Raw genomic sequence first — 19956 nt, 5'->3', positions numbered from 1 at the left:
AGCCATTCGGCCAGGCAGCCAGTGGGCCGGAATGTTGCTGGCCTGAGCCGGTCGCGTCAAGAGGAGAGAGGCGGGGGCAGGTGCTGTGTCAGGTCTCGCGAGCGGTTCACCGCGCCCCGGCCAACGCCGCGATGGACGAACAGGCAATCGCGAGTTCGGATCCCGAGTTCTCAGTCGGGCATCCGGGTCCCAGAGAATTCACATCTGGCGCTCCTAGGGTGACCCGGCCGCGTGACCAACACGCGCGGTGAGTCGAAGGGTGGCGCGGTGAATCTGCTGCAGGCTGTGGCGCTGGGCGTGGTGGAGGGGCTGACGGAGTTCCTGCCGGTGTCCTCGACCGGGCATCTGACGATCGCCGAAAAGTTGCTGGGCTTGCGGGTGGATGACCCGGCGGTAACCGCGTTCACGGCGGTCATCCAGGTGGGGGCGATCCTGGCCGTGCTGGTGTACTTCGCCCGGGATCTCGCCCGGATCATCGCCGGGTGGGGGCGGGGCTGGTGAGCTCGTCCGCGCGGGCCGCCGAGGAGTACCGGTTCGGCTGGTTGATCATCATGGGGTCGTTGCCGATCGGTTTCGTGGGGTTGGCGGCGAAGCCGCTGATCGAAGCCCCGCTGCGAAGTCTATGGGTGGTGTGTCTCGGCCTCCGCTGTGGCGGCGCTTCGGCGGAGCAACACCAGGTGGCGTGCGTCCCGCCGCACCAGCAACCCCTCGGCCGCCTCGCCGGCGGGCGCTGCGGGGTCCAGGTCCACCCGGGTGCAGCGCAGCTCCGGGTGCTCCACCGTGAGCGTCCTGGCCGGACCGGGCAGCGCCGCCTGCGACACCGCGACCGACCCGTCGCGGGCCTCGACGCGATGCGCCCCCAGGGCATCAGCCACAATCGAGGCTGCTCCGGCCAGCGGCGGCGCGGCAGCGCGCGGGCCAACTCAAGAGTGCTCAGCCCGGACAGCCGCTGACCGGTGGTTAACGTGTCGGCGGTGGTGTGCTCCACTGGGGTGCTGTCCAGGCTCCACCGGTGCACCACGCCGGCGTGGCCCCGGCCGCCGCCGAGTACCCGCTCGAGCAGTGCGGACCAGGCCCGTTCGTCCGCCGAGGCGATGGCTGGTCCAGCTCGTCGGACTGGCCGCGCCGCTCCAGCAGGGTCGCCAGCTCTGCGGCCACCCCGGCGGAGTCGGCGAACAACAACCGCGGACCCGGCCAACCGAGCTCGTACAACCAGTCGCGGTACGGCCGCGAACCGGCCAACCGCCGCACCGCCAAGCCGGTGACATCGATGATCGGGGAACCGTCCTGGTCGAACACGGTCAGGTCACCGGCACCCTCGCCCGGCGCCAGCCGGGCATGCACCCACACCGGACCCACCGGCCGGTGCCGCAGCACCAGCCGCCGCAGGCTCACCGGCACCACCGCCACCCCGGGCGGCACCGACCGCTGCTCGGCTGGCATCGGTAGCCGCCCGGATCGAGCGGCGCCCGCACCTGCCCGAGCGACTCCTCGGTACCGGTCCAGACCCGTTGCACACCCTGGAAGGCGGGCCGTGCTCGATGTCGCGCGCGGTGTAGTGGCGGTAGTGCTAGCCGCCGGCCACCTCGGTGGAACATCGTCGGCGGAGGGCGTCCAACGTGTCACCCGGGCCGGTTGCCTCCGGCATGGTGCGCGCCCGGCCGTGCGCGCAGCGCACCCACTGCTCGCCGTCGACGGCCCGGCCGAACACCTCGAACCGGCCCCGGTCCTCGAAGACCTGCGCGGTCCACGCACCCTCCGGGCCGAGCACGGCCATCCGCTCGAACGAGACGTCCTCGATGCACGCCCGCCCGGACGCGGCCAGCGCCATCTCCAGCTATGCCGTGGCCGGCAACACCCCAGCACTGTCCACCCGGTGCTCGGCCAGATACGACTCGCCCCGCCGGTCCCGCTGCCAGATCCGGGTGCCCGGGAGCGCGGCCGGGTTGACCGGCTCACCGAGCAGCGGGTACCCGCCGCCGGCCGGGCGGTGACTCGGTCGGGACACCCAGTACCGCTGTCGCTGCCACGGGTAGCTGGGCAACGGCACGCACTGCTCTCACCGTCTCGGGGAACCATTGCCGCCACGGCACCGGAGCCCTCGGTGCACAGCCGGGCCACCCACTCCCACAGCACCGGCGGCGAGGGACCGTCGCGGCGCATCGAGGCGAGCGCGAGGCCGGCGCCGTCCAGGTCTTCCTCGATCGCGGCAGCAGGATCGGGTGTGGGCTCAGCTCGACGAACACCGTGCGGCCCGCGTCCGCGAGCGTGGCCAGCACGGTGGAATACATCGGCACCGGTCGCGGGCGTCCGTTCGGCGAGCTCGCGGGCAGCGGTGATCACGTTGAGTGGCGCCGCGTTCGGGAGAGTTCGGATGCCAGTCAGACTGGCTGCGGCCAGGCTCTGGTGGCCATGCCGGGTCGCGTGGCCATCAGCTGGCTTGTGGCACAGCGGCCATCAGCTGACTGGCGGGTGATGGCCACGCGGTGCGGTGGCCATAGCGAGTGGCCGTACCGAGTGGCCATGGCGAGTGACTACGTCGTGCCGGATCGTCACTCTGAGTGGTTTGTGGGCGATCGCGGTGGCAGTGACTGTGCCCCGGTGGCCGCGTTCAGATGTGTTCCCGTTGAGCGCTGTGCTGGGCATGGACGAGTGCTGAAGGCCGCCGTAGTTCAACGGCTCTCTGGGAGGTAAAGGCCCAAAGTGGCCCAAAGGTCAGGTCCGAGGACGCCGTTCTTGTCTTTCTCGTGATTGAAGATCCGGTGCGAATTAAACGGCTCTCGCATTTTATTCCGCAACTGAAGTTTTGAGCGAGAGCGGGTTCATAATCGGAGCCGAACCAGGGCGGCTGCGCGACTGGCAAGAAATTAATAACATGATGAATTATGGTCACTAAATAGATACCGAATAGTTGGTCGGGCGCCGCTTCGTCCTATCTGAATTTGAGTGCGGTGTGGACAGCTCTTGAAATTCTCTGTACCTTGTCGAATGCGCGAATCGATCGACTTGGTGCCCAAGGCGCCGGGGATGCGCTCCCACGTGAAGTGACCGTGGTTAGCGTCGATTGGTGGGTACGTCTTCGGCCTGCTGGTGTGGGTGAGGACGGATCGACTTGCCTGGCCTTGTGGCCGTAAGGATGTTCCTCCACGTGATGTCGACCGTGGTTGGTTCCGATCACTCCAGTACGCGCAGGTCCCGTCAGAGTCTTGGCCGTTCCGAGGAGTGACGTTTCGATGGCTACCCCGACCGCACCCGTCCGGAGGCGCAGCAGCGCGCTCCGGTCGTCGGTGCTGCGCGGGCTGCTGTCGGTGGTGGCGTCGCTGTCGTTCGGGAAGGTGTTGCTCGGCGCCGCGATGCTGTGGATGGCCGCGACGTTCATTTCCGCCCAGTTCGTTTCTGATTCGGCCGTGCCGAATGCAGCTGGGCGGGGCGTCGTGCAATTGGTTGCTTACGAGCAGGATTCCGACGCGGACGCGGATGAGTCCGATTGGTCGTTTTCATTCAGTGGCGGCGAGCAAAAGTCGGCGCCGGTGAGCAATAGCGGTGGGGAATCCGTCGGTTTGGATGGTCGGATGGCGTCGATGGCCACGGTCACCCCGGCGCGGTCGTTGTCCGAATTGCGTGCCCGGTACCAGCCGGCGGTGGCCACCGAGTCCGTGGCCACGGACTCGGTCGAGTGGCCATTCGTTGGTGGCCACGACGGCACCGGTGGCCACGGTGGCCAGCAGGCCGTGGCCACGAGCAGCGGCCAGCACGGTGTGGCCACGGCCCGCGCAGTGGCTACGGACGGTAACCTTGGCCAGTCGGTGAACCAGACGGTTCACTCCGCCCTCGACCCGATGGCCGAGTTCGTCAGCGCCCTGCTCGACAAGATCGCCGGCGCGGCCGGTGGCGGTCCGGCGGTGCACGGCAAGCCCGTCACCGAGCCGGAGCCGAGCAAGGGCGAGGCGAGTTTCCACGCGCAGACCGACACCGAGCCGACGCAGCCCACCGCCGACCGGGACATCACGGACCGGACCGTCTCGGAGAAACGCACCGCCGCCGAGCCGAAGCGGACGATCGCCGCCGGGACCGAGCACACCGACCGCACCGCCTCGGCGCCCGCCGGTGAGACGGCCGACCCGACTGACTCCGCGGTGACCACGCTCGTGTCGGGTCTGCTAGACCGTCTGGCTGAGCACACCACCCACGGCGACCCGGCTGGCGACTCGGCCGCGACCCCGGCCGCACTGACGCGGGAGATCACCGCCCAGGTGCCAGACGCCGCCGCGAACGCCGACAACAGCGTCACCGGCGCGACCGACCGGACCGACCGGCTGGTCACTAACCGGCTGGCCGCGGCCGACCGGCTGGTGGATGAGCGCCTCGCCGACGCGAACCCGTTCCGCGCGGCGACGCCCCAACCGCAGACCAGTTCCGGCGGTGGCGCGGTGAAGGCGCCGGCGGCCGAGCAAGTCGACCAGATGATGGGCGACATGGTCGACCTGGTCTCCGGAATCGTCGGTGGCGTGGCCGGCCAGCACGCCGGCTCGCACACCCGGACCGCCCTGACCGAGCTGACCGGGCAGGTCTCCGAAGCGCTCGCGGTCAGCAACACACTCAACAAGCACAGCGGCGCCGCCGGTGGCTCGAGCGATCTGCAGCTCGCCCCGCCCGAGCGCGCCCCCAAGCATGTTTCCCACAGCGGGTCCGCCCTAGCGCCCGACAGCGATGAGGGACCCATCACCTGCCTGGCACACGGCTGCACCGACCAGCACCCCAGCCTGATCGGCCACCACCCCGGCATCGGCGGCGGACGCGGACCCCCAGCCACCCACCGCCCTCACCCCCAGCACGACAGCCCCTCCGAGAACGACCCGGCCTCCTGGTCGAGCGCACCGCGCTCCCGGACCGGCGGCACCGACAACTTCACCACCAACGGCAACGGCTCGAGCCAGACACCCCTCAAGCCAAGCACCAGCACCGGCCAGCAGGGCTCACAGCGTTCGCAGCGGCCAACCCAGCAAGACCTCGGCCAGGCCATCAGCACGCTAACCGAAAGCTTCGTCTCCGACCTGCTCGAGCCGCTCGGGGTCGGCAACGACTCCAACAGCAACACCGGCTCGGGCCAGACCCCGCACAAGCCCAGTACCGGCACCGGCCAGCAGAGCTCGCAGCGACCGACCCAGCAGCAGGATCTCGGCCAGACCATCAGCCAACTGACCAACGACTTCGTGTCTGGGCTGCTGCAGCTGCTCGACGTCGGCGGCAACTCCGGCAACACGGGGGGCGGACAGGGCGGCTCCGGGCAGCAGCGCCCGCTAGCCAACCAGAACACCAGCAGCGGCGGGAACGATGGCTCCGACCAGCAGCAGCTGGCCGCCGGGATCAGCAAGCTGACCAACGGCTTCGTCTCCGACCTGCTCGAGCTGCTCGGGCTCGGCAATGGCTCGAACAGCAACACCGCCTCGGGCCAGGCTCCGCAGCAGCCGAGCAACAGCAGCCAGCAGAATAGCCTGGGCCAGGCGCTCAGCCAGTCGGTCAACGACTTCTTGTCCGACCTGTTCAGCAAGCTGGGCATCTCCCGCCCGTCGGGCAACGGCCAGAGCCAGCAGGGTTCGCGGCAGCCGAGCCAGCAGCAGAACCCGGGCCAGGCGATCGGGCAGTTGACCAACACCTTCGTCGGCAACCTGCTCGAGCTGCTCGGTATCGGCGGCAACTCCAACGGCGGGTCGAACGGGGGCTCGAACGGTTCGGCCGGCGGTTCGAGCCAGGCCCAGCAGCAGTCCCAGCCGCAGCCGTCGTCGCTGGAGGACGCGCTGGGCAACTTCGTGAACACCGCCTCCGGGATCGTGTCCCAGGTGGCGGGTGAGCAGGCCGGCCAGCAGACCCAGCAGGCGCTGGGCACGCTGCTCGAGCAGCTGCTCTCCGGCGGGCAGAGCAACGGCGGCGGTGCCCAGCTGAGCGGCGGTGCCCAGCAGAGCGGTGCCGGCCAGGATCTGGCCGGGGCCATCTCGGACCGGACCGAGGAGTTCGCGTCGGACCTGATGGACCGCATCGACGGTGGCAACCGCGGCGAATCCCAGGACGGTGGCCCGTTCTCCGACGACCCGGGCTACTGGGAGGGCCTTTACTACGACGCGTTCATGGCCGAGGCCAAGGCCGCCGGCCAGCAACAGCAGGGTCAGTCCCAGCAGCAGGAGCAGCAGCAGGCGCCGAGCGTGGAAGACGCGCTGGGCAACTTCGTGAACACCGCCTCCGGCCTGGTCGGCCAGGTCGCCGGCGACGATGCGGCCGAGCAGACCCAGCAGGCGTTGGATGGGGTGTTCAACCAGTTGCTTTCGGGTGGTACCGGTGAAGGGGGCGGCACTACCCAGAACGCCGCCCAGCGCGGCGTGCGTCAGGCCGGCGTGAGCAGCGACCGGAGCCAGCAGTTGACCGGGCGGATCGGTGAGCGGACCGAGAAGTTTGTGTCCGACTTGCTGCGGGACCTCGGGGTGTCTCGTCCGAGCGCCGGAAAGCAGGCGGCGGTGAACCAGGCCAGCGGTCCTCAGCCCCAGCAGAAGCAGAACACCGACTATGACCTGGAGGAGGTGCTGGGCCGCTTCGGCAATGCCGCGACCAGGGTCGTGTCCCAGGTTGCCAGTGACAAAGCGGCCCGCCGAGTCAGCGAGGCGTTCGACGAGCTGCACAAGCAGATCGGAGGCGCCTTCTCCCAGCGTGAGTCGCATGGGAGTGTGCAGCGGCCGGTCCAGGCCAGCCACAACACCGGCCGCGAGGGTGGTCTGCTCGGTTCGATCGGTGACTCGGTGGATGAATTCCTGACCAACCTGTTCGACCAGATCGGTACCGGAGGTAAGGGCAACGACCAGGGTCAGGCCTCCGCGGGCCAGCGCCAGACTCATGGTTCACAGCGGCCCCAAAAGAGCGACATGGGTCAGCAGATCGGTGAGCTGACCAACGACTTCGTGGCCGACTTGCTTGACGCCCTGGGCGTCTCCGGCGGCAACTCCAACGGCAACGGCAGCTCCAACGGCGGCAGCAACTTGGGTAGCGGCAACGCCGGCGGCGACGCCAACACCGGCGGCAGCGGTGACGGGCAGGGCACTCGGCCGGCGGGCCTGGATGACTTCGCCCAGATCCTGGGCGGGGTCACTGGTGTGGTTTCCGGGCTGGTCGGTCAGGTGGCCGGGCAGCAGGCCGGTGAGCAGGCGCGGCAGATGCTGACCGCCGCGGCCCAGGACGTGCTGGACGCGCTGGCCGCCAGCGGGCGTTACGGCCAGGGCACCGGCGCCGGACAAAGCGGCGGCGAGGGCACCGGGCAGGCCGGGCAGGACAACAGCTGGGCGCTGAACAACGACGGCCAGTTCGCCGGCACCAACTGCGAGGGCGACGTCGAGTGCGCCCTCGCCGGCGGCGACCTGCAGACCCGCCAGCCGCAGTCGCTGTCCAACCGCGGCCCGCCGCAACTGCTGAACGATCCCAACCAGAACACCAGCCAGGACAGCACTGATCAGCCGCTGAACTGGTGGGACCCGAACTACTCGGAGCAGACCACCGCCAAGGCGCTGGGCGACCGGCTCGCGGTGATCCAGGGCCAGAAGAGCCTGGACGCCGCCAAGGGCCAACTCGACGCGGGCAAGCTCGCGCAGGCCGACTACGACAAGCAGGTCGCCGCCCAGCAGGCGCGCCAGACCACCGCCGACCAGTCCCAGAATCAGCTAGCCCAGCTCGACCCCTACAACAACCAGCTCCTCAACGACGTCGTCACCGGCCAGCAGAACCTCGGCACCGCCCAGACCCAGCTGGCCGCCGCCAAGACCCAGCTCGACCAGGGCAAGATCACCCAAGCCGACTACGACAAGCAGGCCGCCGCCTACAACGACCAGCGCGACACCGTGTTCGCCCAGACCGCCGAACTCCGGTCCGCCGCCGGGTACGGTCGGGCGACCCGCGCGGACGCCGGCTATGACGGTGCCGGTGCCGCCTGCTCCAACACCGGCGTGTTCGCCGAGTGCTCGGCCGCCGCGATCGATCCCACCACCGGCCAGGTGAAGCGGGACCAGAGCTTCTGCCTGGTCGGTGTCTCCGGTTGCTCCAGCACGGTGAGTGCTGGGGACCGCACCGCGAACGCGTTCTGCGACCCGACCAAGGGCTGCGGTACCGACACCAAGGCCGGCGCCACCACCGCCAACACCACCTGTGGCGTCGGCGAGTGCAACCTGTCGAGCACCGCCGACTCGCGTGGGGTGGACACCTTCTGCCAGGCCCGCAACGGCTGCACCGAAAACGGCCGCACCCCGACCCTGCCCGACGACACCGACCTAGCGAAGGGGAAGAAGGAGGGCTACGCCCAGACCACCGGCGCCTGCACCAAGGACTGCGCCCTGGCCGGCTACGCCACCATCACCGAGGCCGGCGCGGACTGCGCCACCCGCAACGGCATCTGCGACACCGACTCCACCGGTGCCCGCACCCGTGAGGACGTGCCGGACGACGAGACCCAGGCCCAGGCCGCCGAGCGTCGCAAGGAGAGCGGCTCCGCGACCAGCAAGGCGCACTGCGAGGTCACCACCATCGGCTGCGACACCACCACCACGGTGGCGGCCAAGCCGGACGAGTCCACCGGCCGTTCCGGCTGGCAGGCCGTGCTGGCTGGCGACAACGCCAGTACTGACACCACCGATGCGCCGGCCCCGGCCGCCGAGGCCGCAGCCCGCTGCGCCGAGGTCGCCACCGGCTGCAAGGGCAACGCCGCCACCAACACCGACGGCAAGACCGAGAAGACCACGATCACCAAGGCCCAGCCCGCGGTGCTCAACAGCGCCGGCGCCGAGGTTGCCCCGGCCACCGCCGAGCAGACCAACACCGACGTGCAGGCCCGCAACGGTGCCGCCAACTGCGAGATCAACGGCGGTGACTGCGTCGCTTCCTCCGGCGGTGACGAAGACCAGGGTTCGCTGAGCGCCAGCAACATCAACTGCGACCAGGCCGCCGGCTGCGGCGGTGCCGCGAACGCCGCCACCCACGCCGAGGCCACCGCGGGCCTGAACAACACCGCCGCCACCCAGGCCACCGGCGCCTTCCATCAGTGCACCGCCAGCGCCACCGACGGCCAGTGCGCGGTGGACGCCTCCTCGGTCGCCACCAATAGCGGCACCCCGCTCACCCCGGCCGACCTGGCCGTCCAGCCCGCCACCAACGCCGCCGGTGCCGCGACCACCGGCGCCTCGGCCGCTCCGGCCGCTCCGGTGGATGTGGCCGCCGAGCTGGCCAAGGGCCTGACCGCGAATAGCGACACCTACGCCGCCCTGCACTGCACCTCCGCCGACTGCCAGGGCGCGATCAACGGCGCCACGTCGGGCGGCGTCCCCGGCGCGAAGGACAGCATCGGCACCACCCGCTGCGAGGCCCACGGCGCCGGCGCCGACTGCGGCCAGGCCGCCTCCACCGAGATCTCCTACCGCGAGGCCCAGGCAGCCGGTCTGAACGGCCAGCCGGCCACTCCGGCCGGCACGGTCAGCGTCAGCCACGCCGACTCGCAGATCCGCTGCACCAACACCACCGAGACCGAGTGCGGCGGCAAGGCGTACGCCGAGACCTCCGCCCTGGACACCGCGGTCTCCCCGCACCGCCGCGGTTCCTCCACCACCGGCGACTGCACCGTGCGCGACGGCGGCTGCCTCGGCCAGGCGTCCTCCGACGCCTCCACCGTCACCGACTACATCAAGCTCGGCGCGGACGGCAAGCCGCTGCCCGGCCAGCCCACCGCCGGCCCGACCTCCACCTCCCGCGCCGCCGCGAGCGTGGACTGCCAGACCACCACCTGCAAGGGCACCGCGCACACCGCCTCCGCCGCCTTCGACGGCGCGGTCGACGGCGGCAAGCCGCGCGCCTCCGAAGCCACCGTCGGTTGCGAGCCGGGTGCGAGCAGCTGCCAGGTGCAGACCCTGTCCAACGCCTGGACCGGCACCGGCGCCGCCCTGACCTACGCCGGCGATGACGCCACCCCGAACGCCGAGCGCCTCGGCTCCGGCCCGTCCGCCGCCTCGGTCGCTGGCGGCAAGATGACCTGCCGGGCCGGCGAGCTCTGCGGCGGCGGGATCACCCTCACCGCGCTGGCCACGAACCCCGGCGTCTCCGACCAGCCGCGCGGCAACCAGGCCACCGGAGGCTGCCCCGGCGCGACCGGCGGCACCTGCACCGCGGTAGTCAACGGCGCCGCCTCGTCCAGCCCGGACGCCAACAGCATCAAGCCGATGGTGCGGGATCAGCCGACCGGCAACGCCACCACCAACATCGAGCAGATCGGTGGCGGAACCGGCACCGGCACCACGAGCGCGGGCAACGGCACCACCGCCTCCCAGGGCGGACAGAACAACAACGGTCAGCCCGGCCAGCAGCCCACCCAGCCAGCGACCGCCCCGGGCGCCAGTGCCAGCTCCGGCGGCCCGTCCGTGCCCGGCGCGTCCAGCTGGACCTCCGCCTGGGCCACCCTGAACTGCGACGGCAACGGCCGGTGCAGGGGCACCGCGCAGAGCTCGGCCACCGGAATCACCGGCGTCGACCACAACAGCGGCGGCACCGGTAACCACGGTCCCCCGGCTGAGCAGAGCCAAGCCACTGGCACTACTACCAGCACTTGCGACACCACCGGCGCCGCTTGCCAGGCCACCTCCAGCTCGATCGCCGGGGCCGGCCAGGTCGTCGCCGACATCGTCACCGAAAATAACAAGAGCACCGCGCAGCAGGCCACCCAGCAGGCAGCGCAAGCGCAGCAGGCCGCCGACCAGGCCGCCCAGGCGGCCGCCCTCCCTGGCGCCACCGACGCGCAGAAGCAGGCGGCGAGCGACGCTGCCAAGGCCGCCGACCAGGCCCGGCGGACCGCCCAACAGGCTACCGACGCCGCCACCAAGCCGGTTTCCCCGGACACGCTGCCGACCACCTGGTCCGAATCCTCCGCCGCCGCCCAGTGCGCCGGCCCCGGCTGCACCGCCAACGCCGCCGGCGTGACCTCCGGTCTCCCCGGTGCTTCGCACAGCCAAGCCGGCTGCACCGCCGGCACCGGCGGGTGCGCGGTCACCGGTAGCGCCACCGCGGTCACCTACCCCGCCCAACAGCAGCCGGGCCAGGACCAGGCCGCGCAGGGGCCGATCAGCCAGGCAGAGACCAGCGCCAGCGTCAGCTGCCCGGACACGGGGTGCTCCTCGGCGTCCAGCCAGTCCGACGCGACCGGCGCGGCGGACCCGATCGGGACTGGTTCGGCGACCGGGAAGGCCACTGCGGCCTGCCAGCCGGGCGTCGCCTGCCAGGCCGGTACCGGGGCCAGTACCTCCCAGGACTTCGCCGGGACCAGCGCCGCGTGTACCGGTGCCGGCTGTGTCACGCACACCGAGGACGCCGCCGAGCACGCTGGTTACCAGGGCGTCGGCCAGCACACCGCTTCGGCGCACACCGACTGCACCGCTGGCAACGATGGCCAGTGCTCCGGCCAGAGCCAGGCGGGCGCCACGGACACCGGCACCCAGGTCGGTGCCCAGTGCTCCGGTGCCGGTTGCGCCTTCGGCTACACGGCGCACAGCCAGGCGGACCAGGCTGCCGCCGGCAACAAGGCCAGCGCGGACGCGGGCTGTGGTGCTTCCGGCGGCGAGGGCGGCGGCTGGTGTGGCACCTCCGCGCTGGTGGAGGCCAAGGCGGACCATGCGATGGCCGCCGCGGCCTGCCAGGGCAGTGAGGGCTCCGGCTGCCACTACAGCTACCGGGCGGAGAGCCACGCGCACGCTTCCGGCGCCAACGGTGACGCGGTCGGTCACGCCGAAGGCGGTGTCGGCGGCGGTCAGGCGGTCACCACGGCGACCGCGTCCGGTACCGGTGACCAGGCCCAGGCGTCCGCGTCCTGCACGGGGACCGAGGGCACCAGCTGTAGCTACCACTGGGACGTGACCGCCTCGGCCAGCGCGAAGGATAAGAAGACTGGTTCCAACGCGCACGTCACGGCCAGTGACTCCGGCGGCGGTGGCATGGGCGGCGGCGGTGGCTGGGTCGCGGTGTCCGCGTCCGCGTCCGGCAACAGCGCCAGCATCACCGCGGCCTGCTCCAACCCGGCGCACTGCCAGGTCAGCGGCCAGGCCACCGCGAACGACTCGGCGAGCACCACGGGCACCGGCGCGGACGGCGCCCCGGGCATCTGGAACGCGCACAAGTCGGGCACCTGCACGCTGAGCCAGGCGGGAGGCTGCGGGGTTACCGCGATCGCCGACCCGGGCAACCCCACCGGCGGCACCGTGCAGTGCAGCGGCAATTACTCCGGCTGCACGCAGAGCAACGATGCGCCGACCTTCACCCCGACTGGCCCGCCGGGTGCGGTCGGGAACGGGAACGGCCAGCCGCCGGTCAACCTGAACGACCTCCCGGTGGAGGAGGGCGGCGCCACCGCGAGCGTCGACGACCACGGCCAGGCCACCCTGCAGGTCAAGCTGCCTGGCCAGGACAAGCCATCCGCCCCGGTCATCTGCGCGGACAAGTGCGACACCGGCGCCGCCCCGAACGACCCAAGGGCCAGCTACGACAAGAACGCACCGGCCACCGAGCGGGTAGTCTCCTCGATGCCCACCGCGCACGGCGATCCGCGCCGGGATGAGGTGCACGGCCAGACCTACGCCGGCATCAGCCAGGACGCCCAGGGGCACCGGCAGGCCAGCGTCGGCGGCCAGGGCTACGTGGTGAACGGCCGCACCGGCGCCCGCATCGATGTCGCCCCGGACAACCCGGAGACCCGCATCGACCTGTCGGTCAACGACAGCCGGGTGGGCTTCGACGGCACCGTCAACGCGCCCTTCAACTACACCGGCCCGACGATCCCCAACCTGGGCCGGAGCGATCAGCTGCGGTTCGCCGGCAACTCGGCGCACATCACCGGCGGCGACGGCGGTGGCTTCCAGCTCGCTGGTGGCCCGGTCATGTTGCAGACCGCCGAGGGCGAGACCGTTTACGCCAGCGGCATCGGCCCGAATCCGGCGGCCAACTTCACCATGCCAACCGCCGACGGCAAGCCGGGCAAGTACGTGGTCACCGGGCAGACCTGGACCGCGACCCTGCGCGACGGCCGGCACATGGAGAACAGCAACCCGAACCCAGGCGAGTACGACTCGCTCACCATGACCACGGCGGACGGCAAGGGCGTCGGCGGCGGCATGGACTGCTTCGGGGTGTGCTCAGAGACGTTGCCCGGCCCGGCACCGAAGATTAACTGCGCCGGGGACTGTGCGACCTATCTCCCCGGGTGGGCGGATACCAAGAACACCAACGTCACGACCTGCCCCGGCGTGTGCCACATGCAGGACGTGTTGCCCAACGGCAAGCCGGGTGACAAGGCGCAGAACGGCTACTTCGCGGTGGAGAGCTTCGCCGACGGCCCGATCACCCACGTGGACGCGCAAGGTGACCTGCAGGCGTGCGCCGACAAGGGCTGCCACTTCACCCAGTTCGGCCGCGACACCGACGGCAACGGCGGGTTCGCGGTGTGTGGGGGCGGACCGGCCGGCAGCGGGAACGGCGACGGCGGCTGCTTCGGGGTCAACCGGGAGGGCGACTGGGTCAACGGTGATGGCCGACCGGTCGACCCGAACGCCACCGACCACAGCCAGAAGTCCACCCTGCAGATGGGCACCGTGCTGCTGTACCGCAACAGCGACGGCTCCGGCATCGGCCAGTCCTGTGGCGCCGCCCAATGCCATGGCTCGGAGATCAAGCCGCACATCGGCTCCGACCCGGCCGCCTGGCAGAGCGAGCACCTCTACGAGTGGAACGGCACCCCGGACGCCGCCTGGATGCTGGGCGCACAGGGTGGCCCGCTGCACAACGCCGGCCTGAACAACGGCCAGCCCTACGACCGCCCGTCGCTGCACAACGCCGCCGACAACGAGCTGGCCACGCAGTTGGGCAAGGACCCCAACGACCCTAACCTGCGACTGCCGGCGCTCACCGAAGCCGCCAGGGCCAGCCTCAGCCCGGGGGACCAGCAGCGCTACGACGCGTCCCTGCCGCCGATTTCCTCGGTGGACAAGGACTACATGGCCGGCATGTACGTGGTGGGCAAGAGCGACAACGACTTCCTCACCAAGACCTACGCCGGAATCAAGCCGCAGATCGACACCGTAGTGAACGCCATCGACGGCGCCCGCGCCGATGGGCACGTGTCCAACACGGAGCTGGCCGCCATCCAGCCGCAGATCGACGAGCTGAACAAGACGGCGCCCGGCGTACTCGCCCGGTGGGAGAACGCCAGGGAGATCACAGACTCGATCAACAAGGCGACCTACATCAAGCCGTTCATCGACAACTCCGACGCGGACCTGCAGAACAACCCCGAGCTGACCAGAAAGCTGGCAGCGATGGGTCCGCCGCTCACCCCGGAGGAGCAGGCCAAGAACCCCACCCCGGTGCAGATCGCGCAGCGCAACACCCAGCTCGCCCAGCAGCAGCAGGCGATCGCGCAGACCGCGATGCTGCAGACCAACAGCGAGTGGCTCGACCTGGCGGCCCAGGGTCAGCAGCTGCAGAGCGAGGTCGACGCGTTCAACCACAACCCGAACGGGAGCGTCGACCAGCAGAACGTGCTGAACCAGCAGGTCGCGGCGTTCAACGCGCGGCGCGACCAGCTGACCGGGCAGAGCGAGGCGGGCCAGGAGAAGCTGGACGCGGCCAACCAGCAACTGCGCCAGATCGACCTGGCGATGGCCGACGCCTCGCCGGACCACCAGTGGGCGCAGCAGCTGCACCAGGCCGACGCGGACGCCACCCGCAAGGAGAAGCTGGCCGCCGACCTGGCGAATGCCAAGGACGGCAACCAGAACAAGCTGGCCCCCACCGTGCGTGACTACGCACAGCTGGCCGGCCTGAACTACGCCTCGGTCAGCCAGACGCCCACGGTCAACTTCGCCAACCGGCTCGGCTCGTCGATCCAGCTGCCCTCCACCGGACTACCGGACACGATCTATGCCCAGCAGGCGGCGATCAACCTGCCGGCTTACCGGTCGGCCCCCGGACCGATGGCGGACGAGATCAAGCACCTGGACGAGCAGGGAGTGTTGGCGGACATCGCCTCGACCCAGTCGCTCGACCAGTACCTGCGCGGCCGGTTCACCCCTTACGCGGCCGACCAGCAGGCCGTACGGGACCTGCTGGGCCAGGCCAACAAGGACGATCCGAGCAAGACCGACGACGCCATCGATGCGCTGAACGACATCAGCGGCAACGGGCCGGTCATGGTCATTCCGCTGGATTACCGGGGTGAGGACTGCCAGTACTGCAACGGGTTCGTGTTCGGCAAACGGGACGCCGACGGCAACTTGGTGCTCGTCGACTCCAACGGCGACACCTACTCCGGCGACAACCCGGATGAAGCCATGAGGGACTTCCGGCTGAACAATGACCTGTACAACGACGACGGGCACTTGGTTTACGCCGGCGACCTGGACAAGACGAGCCCCACCGGTTCGATCAGGCTGGCCGAGATGTCCTCGCACGAGACCGGCTTCTGGCAGGGTGTCGCGGACGGTGGGGCGGCGATTGCCGGGGTGCTCGGCGCTGGACTGCTCTACGTGGCGGCGGCCGGTACCGAAGTGGGCACCGCTGGGATCGGCACCCCCGTCGCCGGCGGGATGGCGCTCGCCGGCACCGCGCTAGTCAGCGGCTCGATCTCCTACTGGGTTGGCCGTTCGGCGATCATGCTGGGCAACCGCTTGATGCACAACCAGAGCATCAACCCGTTCAACCCGGACGTCACCCAGCTGTATCTGACCGCGATCAGCGGCGGGATGATGGGGTACGGGGCGGGGGTCAACTCGCTGGCCGAGGCCGGGGTCAGCGCATTCACCGGTCCTCGCATGGCTGCATCGGCCGGGATGGTGGGCCGGCTCGGCAATGGCCTGATGCTGAGCCAGGCGGTCGGCTACGGCGTCGTGACGCTGGCCCAGCTGCCGTTCATGCCGTCGGTCGGGATGCAACTGCAGGCGCTCGAGGACATCTCGATCACGGCGGCGATGCTTGGCCAGGGCAAGATGTACCGGGCGGTGGACGACCGGATCGCTCCTAAGGGGGTCAGGCTCACCCCGACGCAGAACAACCTGGGTGGCCAGCTGCGCGCGCCGACACCACAGCCGGCGCCGCGGCTCCTCCAGACCAACGTCCAGCGGCCGTTCGTCGACCGGCTTGAAGAGGCGCTTCCCAGGGTGGGGGCGCGCGCCAAGGTCAGTGAGCTGAGCACGCGGCACGGGGTTACCGAGGGCACCGTCACGGACACAGTCCGGGACGCAATGCCCTACCCGGACGGCCAACCGCGCTACACGACGGTCCACACCGCCGAGGGCGCGTACGTGGTCCGAACCCCGGCTCGTCGGGATACGGGCTTGGGCCGGCTGTACGCGGACGAGAACGGCAACTCGCTGCGCTTCACCATGTCGACCGACTCCTCCACTCCGGAAGGCAAGCCGTTCCGCGAGATGACACCGGACGAGCTGTGGGCGCTCCACGAGCAGATCCAGGGCGGGGTGCGGCCCGGCGAACCGGCGAATTCAGAGCCGTCGGCGACCCGGCCCGGCGGGTCGGAGGAGCTCGGAACCGGTGGGTCGAAGCCCTCGGGCTCGGTGCTTGAGCCGGGTCAGGAGCCGGTGACCGGGACAGGCGGTAGGCCAGCGGTCGAACCTAAGTCGGTCGGTGAGCCGGTCAGCCGGGGCTCGGTGAGCGAGCCTGCGTCGCGGCAGGCCGTGAGCGAGCCGACCCAGGAGCCCGTGGGTCCGGCCCAGCAGCCGGCGTCGAGCAACCCGGCCGGGCGTGACGCGGCGGGCAACCCGGCGGCCACCCCGGTCGCGGGCGCCGGGCCGGTCGGTGGCGGGCAAGTTGGTGGCCCTGGGCAAGTTGGTGCCGCCGCCGGCCAGCGCCCGGCGGATGCGACGGCCGCCGGCGGACCGGGCGGTCCGGCCGGCGCCAACCAGCCCTCCGCCGGTTCGCCCGGCACCAACCAGCTTCCCGGTAGCAACCCGCCCTCGGCCGGCCGGCCCGGCTCGAACGACGCGCTGGCCGGCCCCGGCATCGGAACCCGTGGCTCCGTTGGGCGCACCGGCGGTCCGGTCGGCTCGCCGGCCGCCGGATCCCCGCCGGCCGGCGGCCCCGCGACCGGTGCGACGCCGAAGCAGGCGGGCGCCGAGGACAGCGGGTCACAGACCGTCCAGGCAAAGATCTCGACGACAGGTGAGGATGGCGTCGGCTCGTCGGCATCGCCGACGAGCGTCGAGGGCACGGTCGTGTCCAGCACGACCGTCCCGCCGGGCGGTGGGTCCACCGGCCGCTCCGGACACGGTGGCGCCCCCCCGGGCCAGCCCCGACAACCCGCGCCCGACGTGCCACCGACCGGCTCCGTCGCCGGCACTGGCACCGGGTCGACCAACGCGCACGCCGCCACCGCGGAGATGGCCGGCGGCCCCAACTCGACACCGCTCGACTCGGCCGCGCCGGCGGGTGAGCGGGGTTCACAGGCCCCCAGCCTCGGTGAACGGGCTGAGTACTTCACCCTGCCGCCGCCCAGAGCAGATACTTCCCGCGAAGGCGCGGCACCACGCCCGATGTCCGCCGGCACCGTCCAGGGGCTGACGGTCACGGTGGTGTACGCCCGTGACGGCTCCGAGCTGCTGCCTCCGCTGCGCGCGAAGGTAGACCAGCTCGAGCAGCAGATGAACGACGCCCGCAATGCCCGGAGCAAGGCCTCGGTCAAGGCCGATACGTTCACGGAGGGGCAGCGGCTGAGCGCCGAGCGCGACGAGCTGATGGCCGGTGACCCCAACCTGGTCCTGTCCGAGCTGCCTCGGGACGAGATACCTGGTCAGCGTGCTTGGAACGACTCGGTAGTTATCCGGCTCGGCCCGAACGGTCAGCTGCGGCTGGAGACGCCTGACCGCCCGACGGTGGCCGAGCGCCACGCCGCCCGGGTGGCCGAGCTGAACGAGTCGGCCGCGCGTACCCAGGCGCGGCTGCGGGAGATCGACGCCAGGCTTGCCGAGCTGGACAGCTGGGCACCGGTCGAGCGGGCCTCGCTGGACTTCTACGCCGCACAGGACGAGTTGGCGGGGGCACAGGAACGGGTCACCGCGCGCCGCAAGGCACACGACGGACCGCTGGGCATAGCCGAGGTGCCTGCCCGATTCGACGAGGCGGGCTACCAGATCGGCGAGACCCGGCTGCCCGACCTGAGCGCCGAGCCGCCGCTGCCTAATCTGGAGTCCCCGGAGCGGACGAACCCACTGCCGACCATGCGCGACATGCTGGGTCGAATCCGGAATATCCTGCAGAAGCCGGTGCTGGCCGTCGCCTTCGGGGCCGGGACCCTCGCGCCGCACCCGGTGGAGCCGCCCGCCGAGCCGCCCGCCACGGCGATGGAGGCGCAGGCCGATCCAATCCAGGTAGGCAAGGCACAGGAGCTGCGCGCGGAGCTGCCGCAGACCGGCCAGCGGACCGTCGAGGAGAACCCGGCGAAGCAGAACACCACGCCGGACCTTACGAACCCCGAGACGGCCCCGCAGGCGCCGGCGGCACCGGCGGTGGCGCAAGTCGACGGGCTGCCGGTATTCGACCCTCCCACGCTGGACCAGGCCCAGTACTTTCTGGACACCGGGTTGTTGCCGGGCCAGGGCCACGGGGATCATCAGGACCGTGCGGTTGCCCTGGCCAACGCTCCGACCGACCCGCCGCACGGGTTCATGGAGATCGATCCGCTGGTGTGGGACTGGCGGGCGGTGGATCCCGAGTACCGGATGAGGGGCAGGCCGCACCTCGGCGGGCCCGGCCGCCGGGATGACCCGTCGCGCCACGAGCTGGTGGCCCCGTCGGGGATCTCCACCGAGACTTGGGCCGGCTACAGCCCGCTGCAGCGCGCGGTGGCCTGGCAGCAGGCCATCGATCAGGTGAACGCCCGGGCCAGCGCGGCCGAGCAGCGTTACCTGGAGCTGACCAAGGCGGCCGCCGACTACCGGCAACGCACCCTGGCGAACGAGACGAGAATCCGGGAGATCCAGGAGGAGATGCGCGACCTCGCGCGGACCCGGTACGGCCTGGTAGACAGGGCGGCCGAGCGGCCGACCAACGAGAAAATGTCCTTCACCGACGCGCTCGCCAGGGACGCGTGGGAGGAGGCCGAGCGGCCGCTGCGCCGGCTGCAGCTGGAGCAAGAGCTGGCCGAACGTACCTGGCTGCGCGGTGAGCTGGCCCGGATGCGGGGCGGCAACACCCGCGCGCTGCGCGAGCACCGCCTGAGCTACTCCCGCAACCGGTACCTCGCCATGCACGACTGGGCATCGGCCGCCGAGGAGTACGTGCTGCTGCATCGGGCCGTGGCGCTGCGCACCCTGTCGGGTATCCGCCAGCTGATGGCGCTGGACCGGCGGAATGGCGCTAAGACCGGGGTGCAGGGCTTCTTCCAGCCGAGCATGCCGAACTGGACCGGTGCCGGGGTGCCCGCAGAGGAGATCGCCGGGCGCCGCTGGGCCGCCCGGCTGGTCGAGGTGCTCGGCCTGTCCCCGGAGATCACCGGGCAACTGCGCCGGCTGGCCACCAGCGCGGACGGGGTCCGCGAGCTGCGCGCGCTGCTGGCCCTCGGGGAACACTCGGACGAGGTGGCGGACCGGCTGCTCGCCGAGTTCTCCGCGCGCAACGGGTTTTACTGGGTGGGCGGCACCCGCCAGGCCGTGCTGGTCGCGCTACCCCGCGACCAGGTGGGCCGGTGGCTGGTCAACGGGCTGGCCCCGATTTACACCCAGCGCAAGGCCGCCGGCGTTGAGCAGGCGCTGCGCACCGCCGGTGCCAAAGCGTCGCTGCGGGCGGCCCTGCCGCAGGGCTCGCGCACCGGTGCGGTAGGGCTTGGTTGGGGTGGGCCGTTGACGCTGCGGCGGTCGATGAGCCGCGCGGAGATCAACGAGTTCAAGAAGA

General features: G+C 71.0%; 6 protein-coding genes (1 of these 6 cut by a window edge). 2 read left to right on the top strand and 4 right to left on the bottom strand.

Annotation, left to right across the window (positions count from 1 at the left end; genetic code table 11):
* The first annotated feature begins 231 nt into the window (after window positions 1-231).
* On the top strand, window positions 232-501 hold the full coding sequence (locus tag ABEB12_RS24935) for an undecaprenyl-diphosphate phosphatase (RefSeq protein WP_345703122.1): 270 nt from the start codon (window positions 232-234) through the stop codon (window positions 499-501).
* A 119-nt stretch (window positions 502-620) separates the two neighbouring features.
* Here ABEB12_RS24935 and ABEB12_RS24930 read toward each other — a convergent pair whose 3' ends face one another.
* From ABEB12_RS24930 to ABEB12_RS24915, 4 genes are all read right to left on the bottom strand, one after another.
* The gene (locus tag ABEB12_RS24930; protein WP_345703121.1) at window positions 621-875 is read right to left on the bottom strand and encodes a hypothetical protein; all 255 of its coding nucleotides are present in this window, start codon (window positions 873-875) and stop codon (window positions 621-623) included.
* An 85-nt stretch (window positions 876-960) separates the two neighbouring features.
* Window positions 961-1443, bottom strand: a complete 483-nt coding sequence (locus tag ABEB12_RS24925; RefSeq protein ID WP_185060777.1) for a polyketide synthase dehydratase domain-containing protein — start codon at window positions 1441-1443, stop codon at window positions 961-963.
* A gap of 127 nt (window positions 1444-1570) precedes the next feature.
* Window positions 1571-1831, bottom strand: a complete 261-nt coding sequence (locus ABEB12_RS24920) for a hotdog family protein (RefSeq protein WP_185060778.1) — start codon at window positions 1829-1831, stop codon at window positions 1571-1573.
* Window positions 1832-1837: 6 nt separating this feature from the next.
* Window positions 1838-2050: a hotdog family protein gene (locus ABEB12_RS24915; protein ID WP_185060779.1), complete on the bottom strand. Its 213-nt coding sequence runs from the start codon at window positions 2048-2050 to the stop codon at window positions 1838-1840.
* Between the two features lie 1522 nt (window positions 2051-3572).
* Between ABEB12_RS24915 and ABEB12_RS24910 the strand changes: the two genes are divergently transcribed.
* Window positions 3573-19956 carry the start of a trypsin-like peptidase domain-containing protein gene (locus ABEB12_RS24910; RefSeq protein ID WP_345703120.1) on the top strand. Its footprint extends 68975 nt past the window's final position, so only the first 16384 of its 85359 coding nucleotides appear in the window; its start codon is at window positions 3573-3575; the stop codon falls past the right edge of the window.

It is taken from the genome of Actinospineispora eucalypti, from assembly GCF_039543365.1.
GTDB lineage: Bacteria > Actinomycetota > Actinomycetes > Mycobacteriales > Pseudonocardiaceae > Pseudonocardia > Pseudonocardia eucalypti.
Note: the sequence above shows the minus strand (reverse complement) of the source record. Positions and strands in the feature narration are given on the sequence as shown.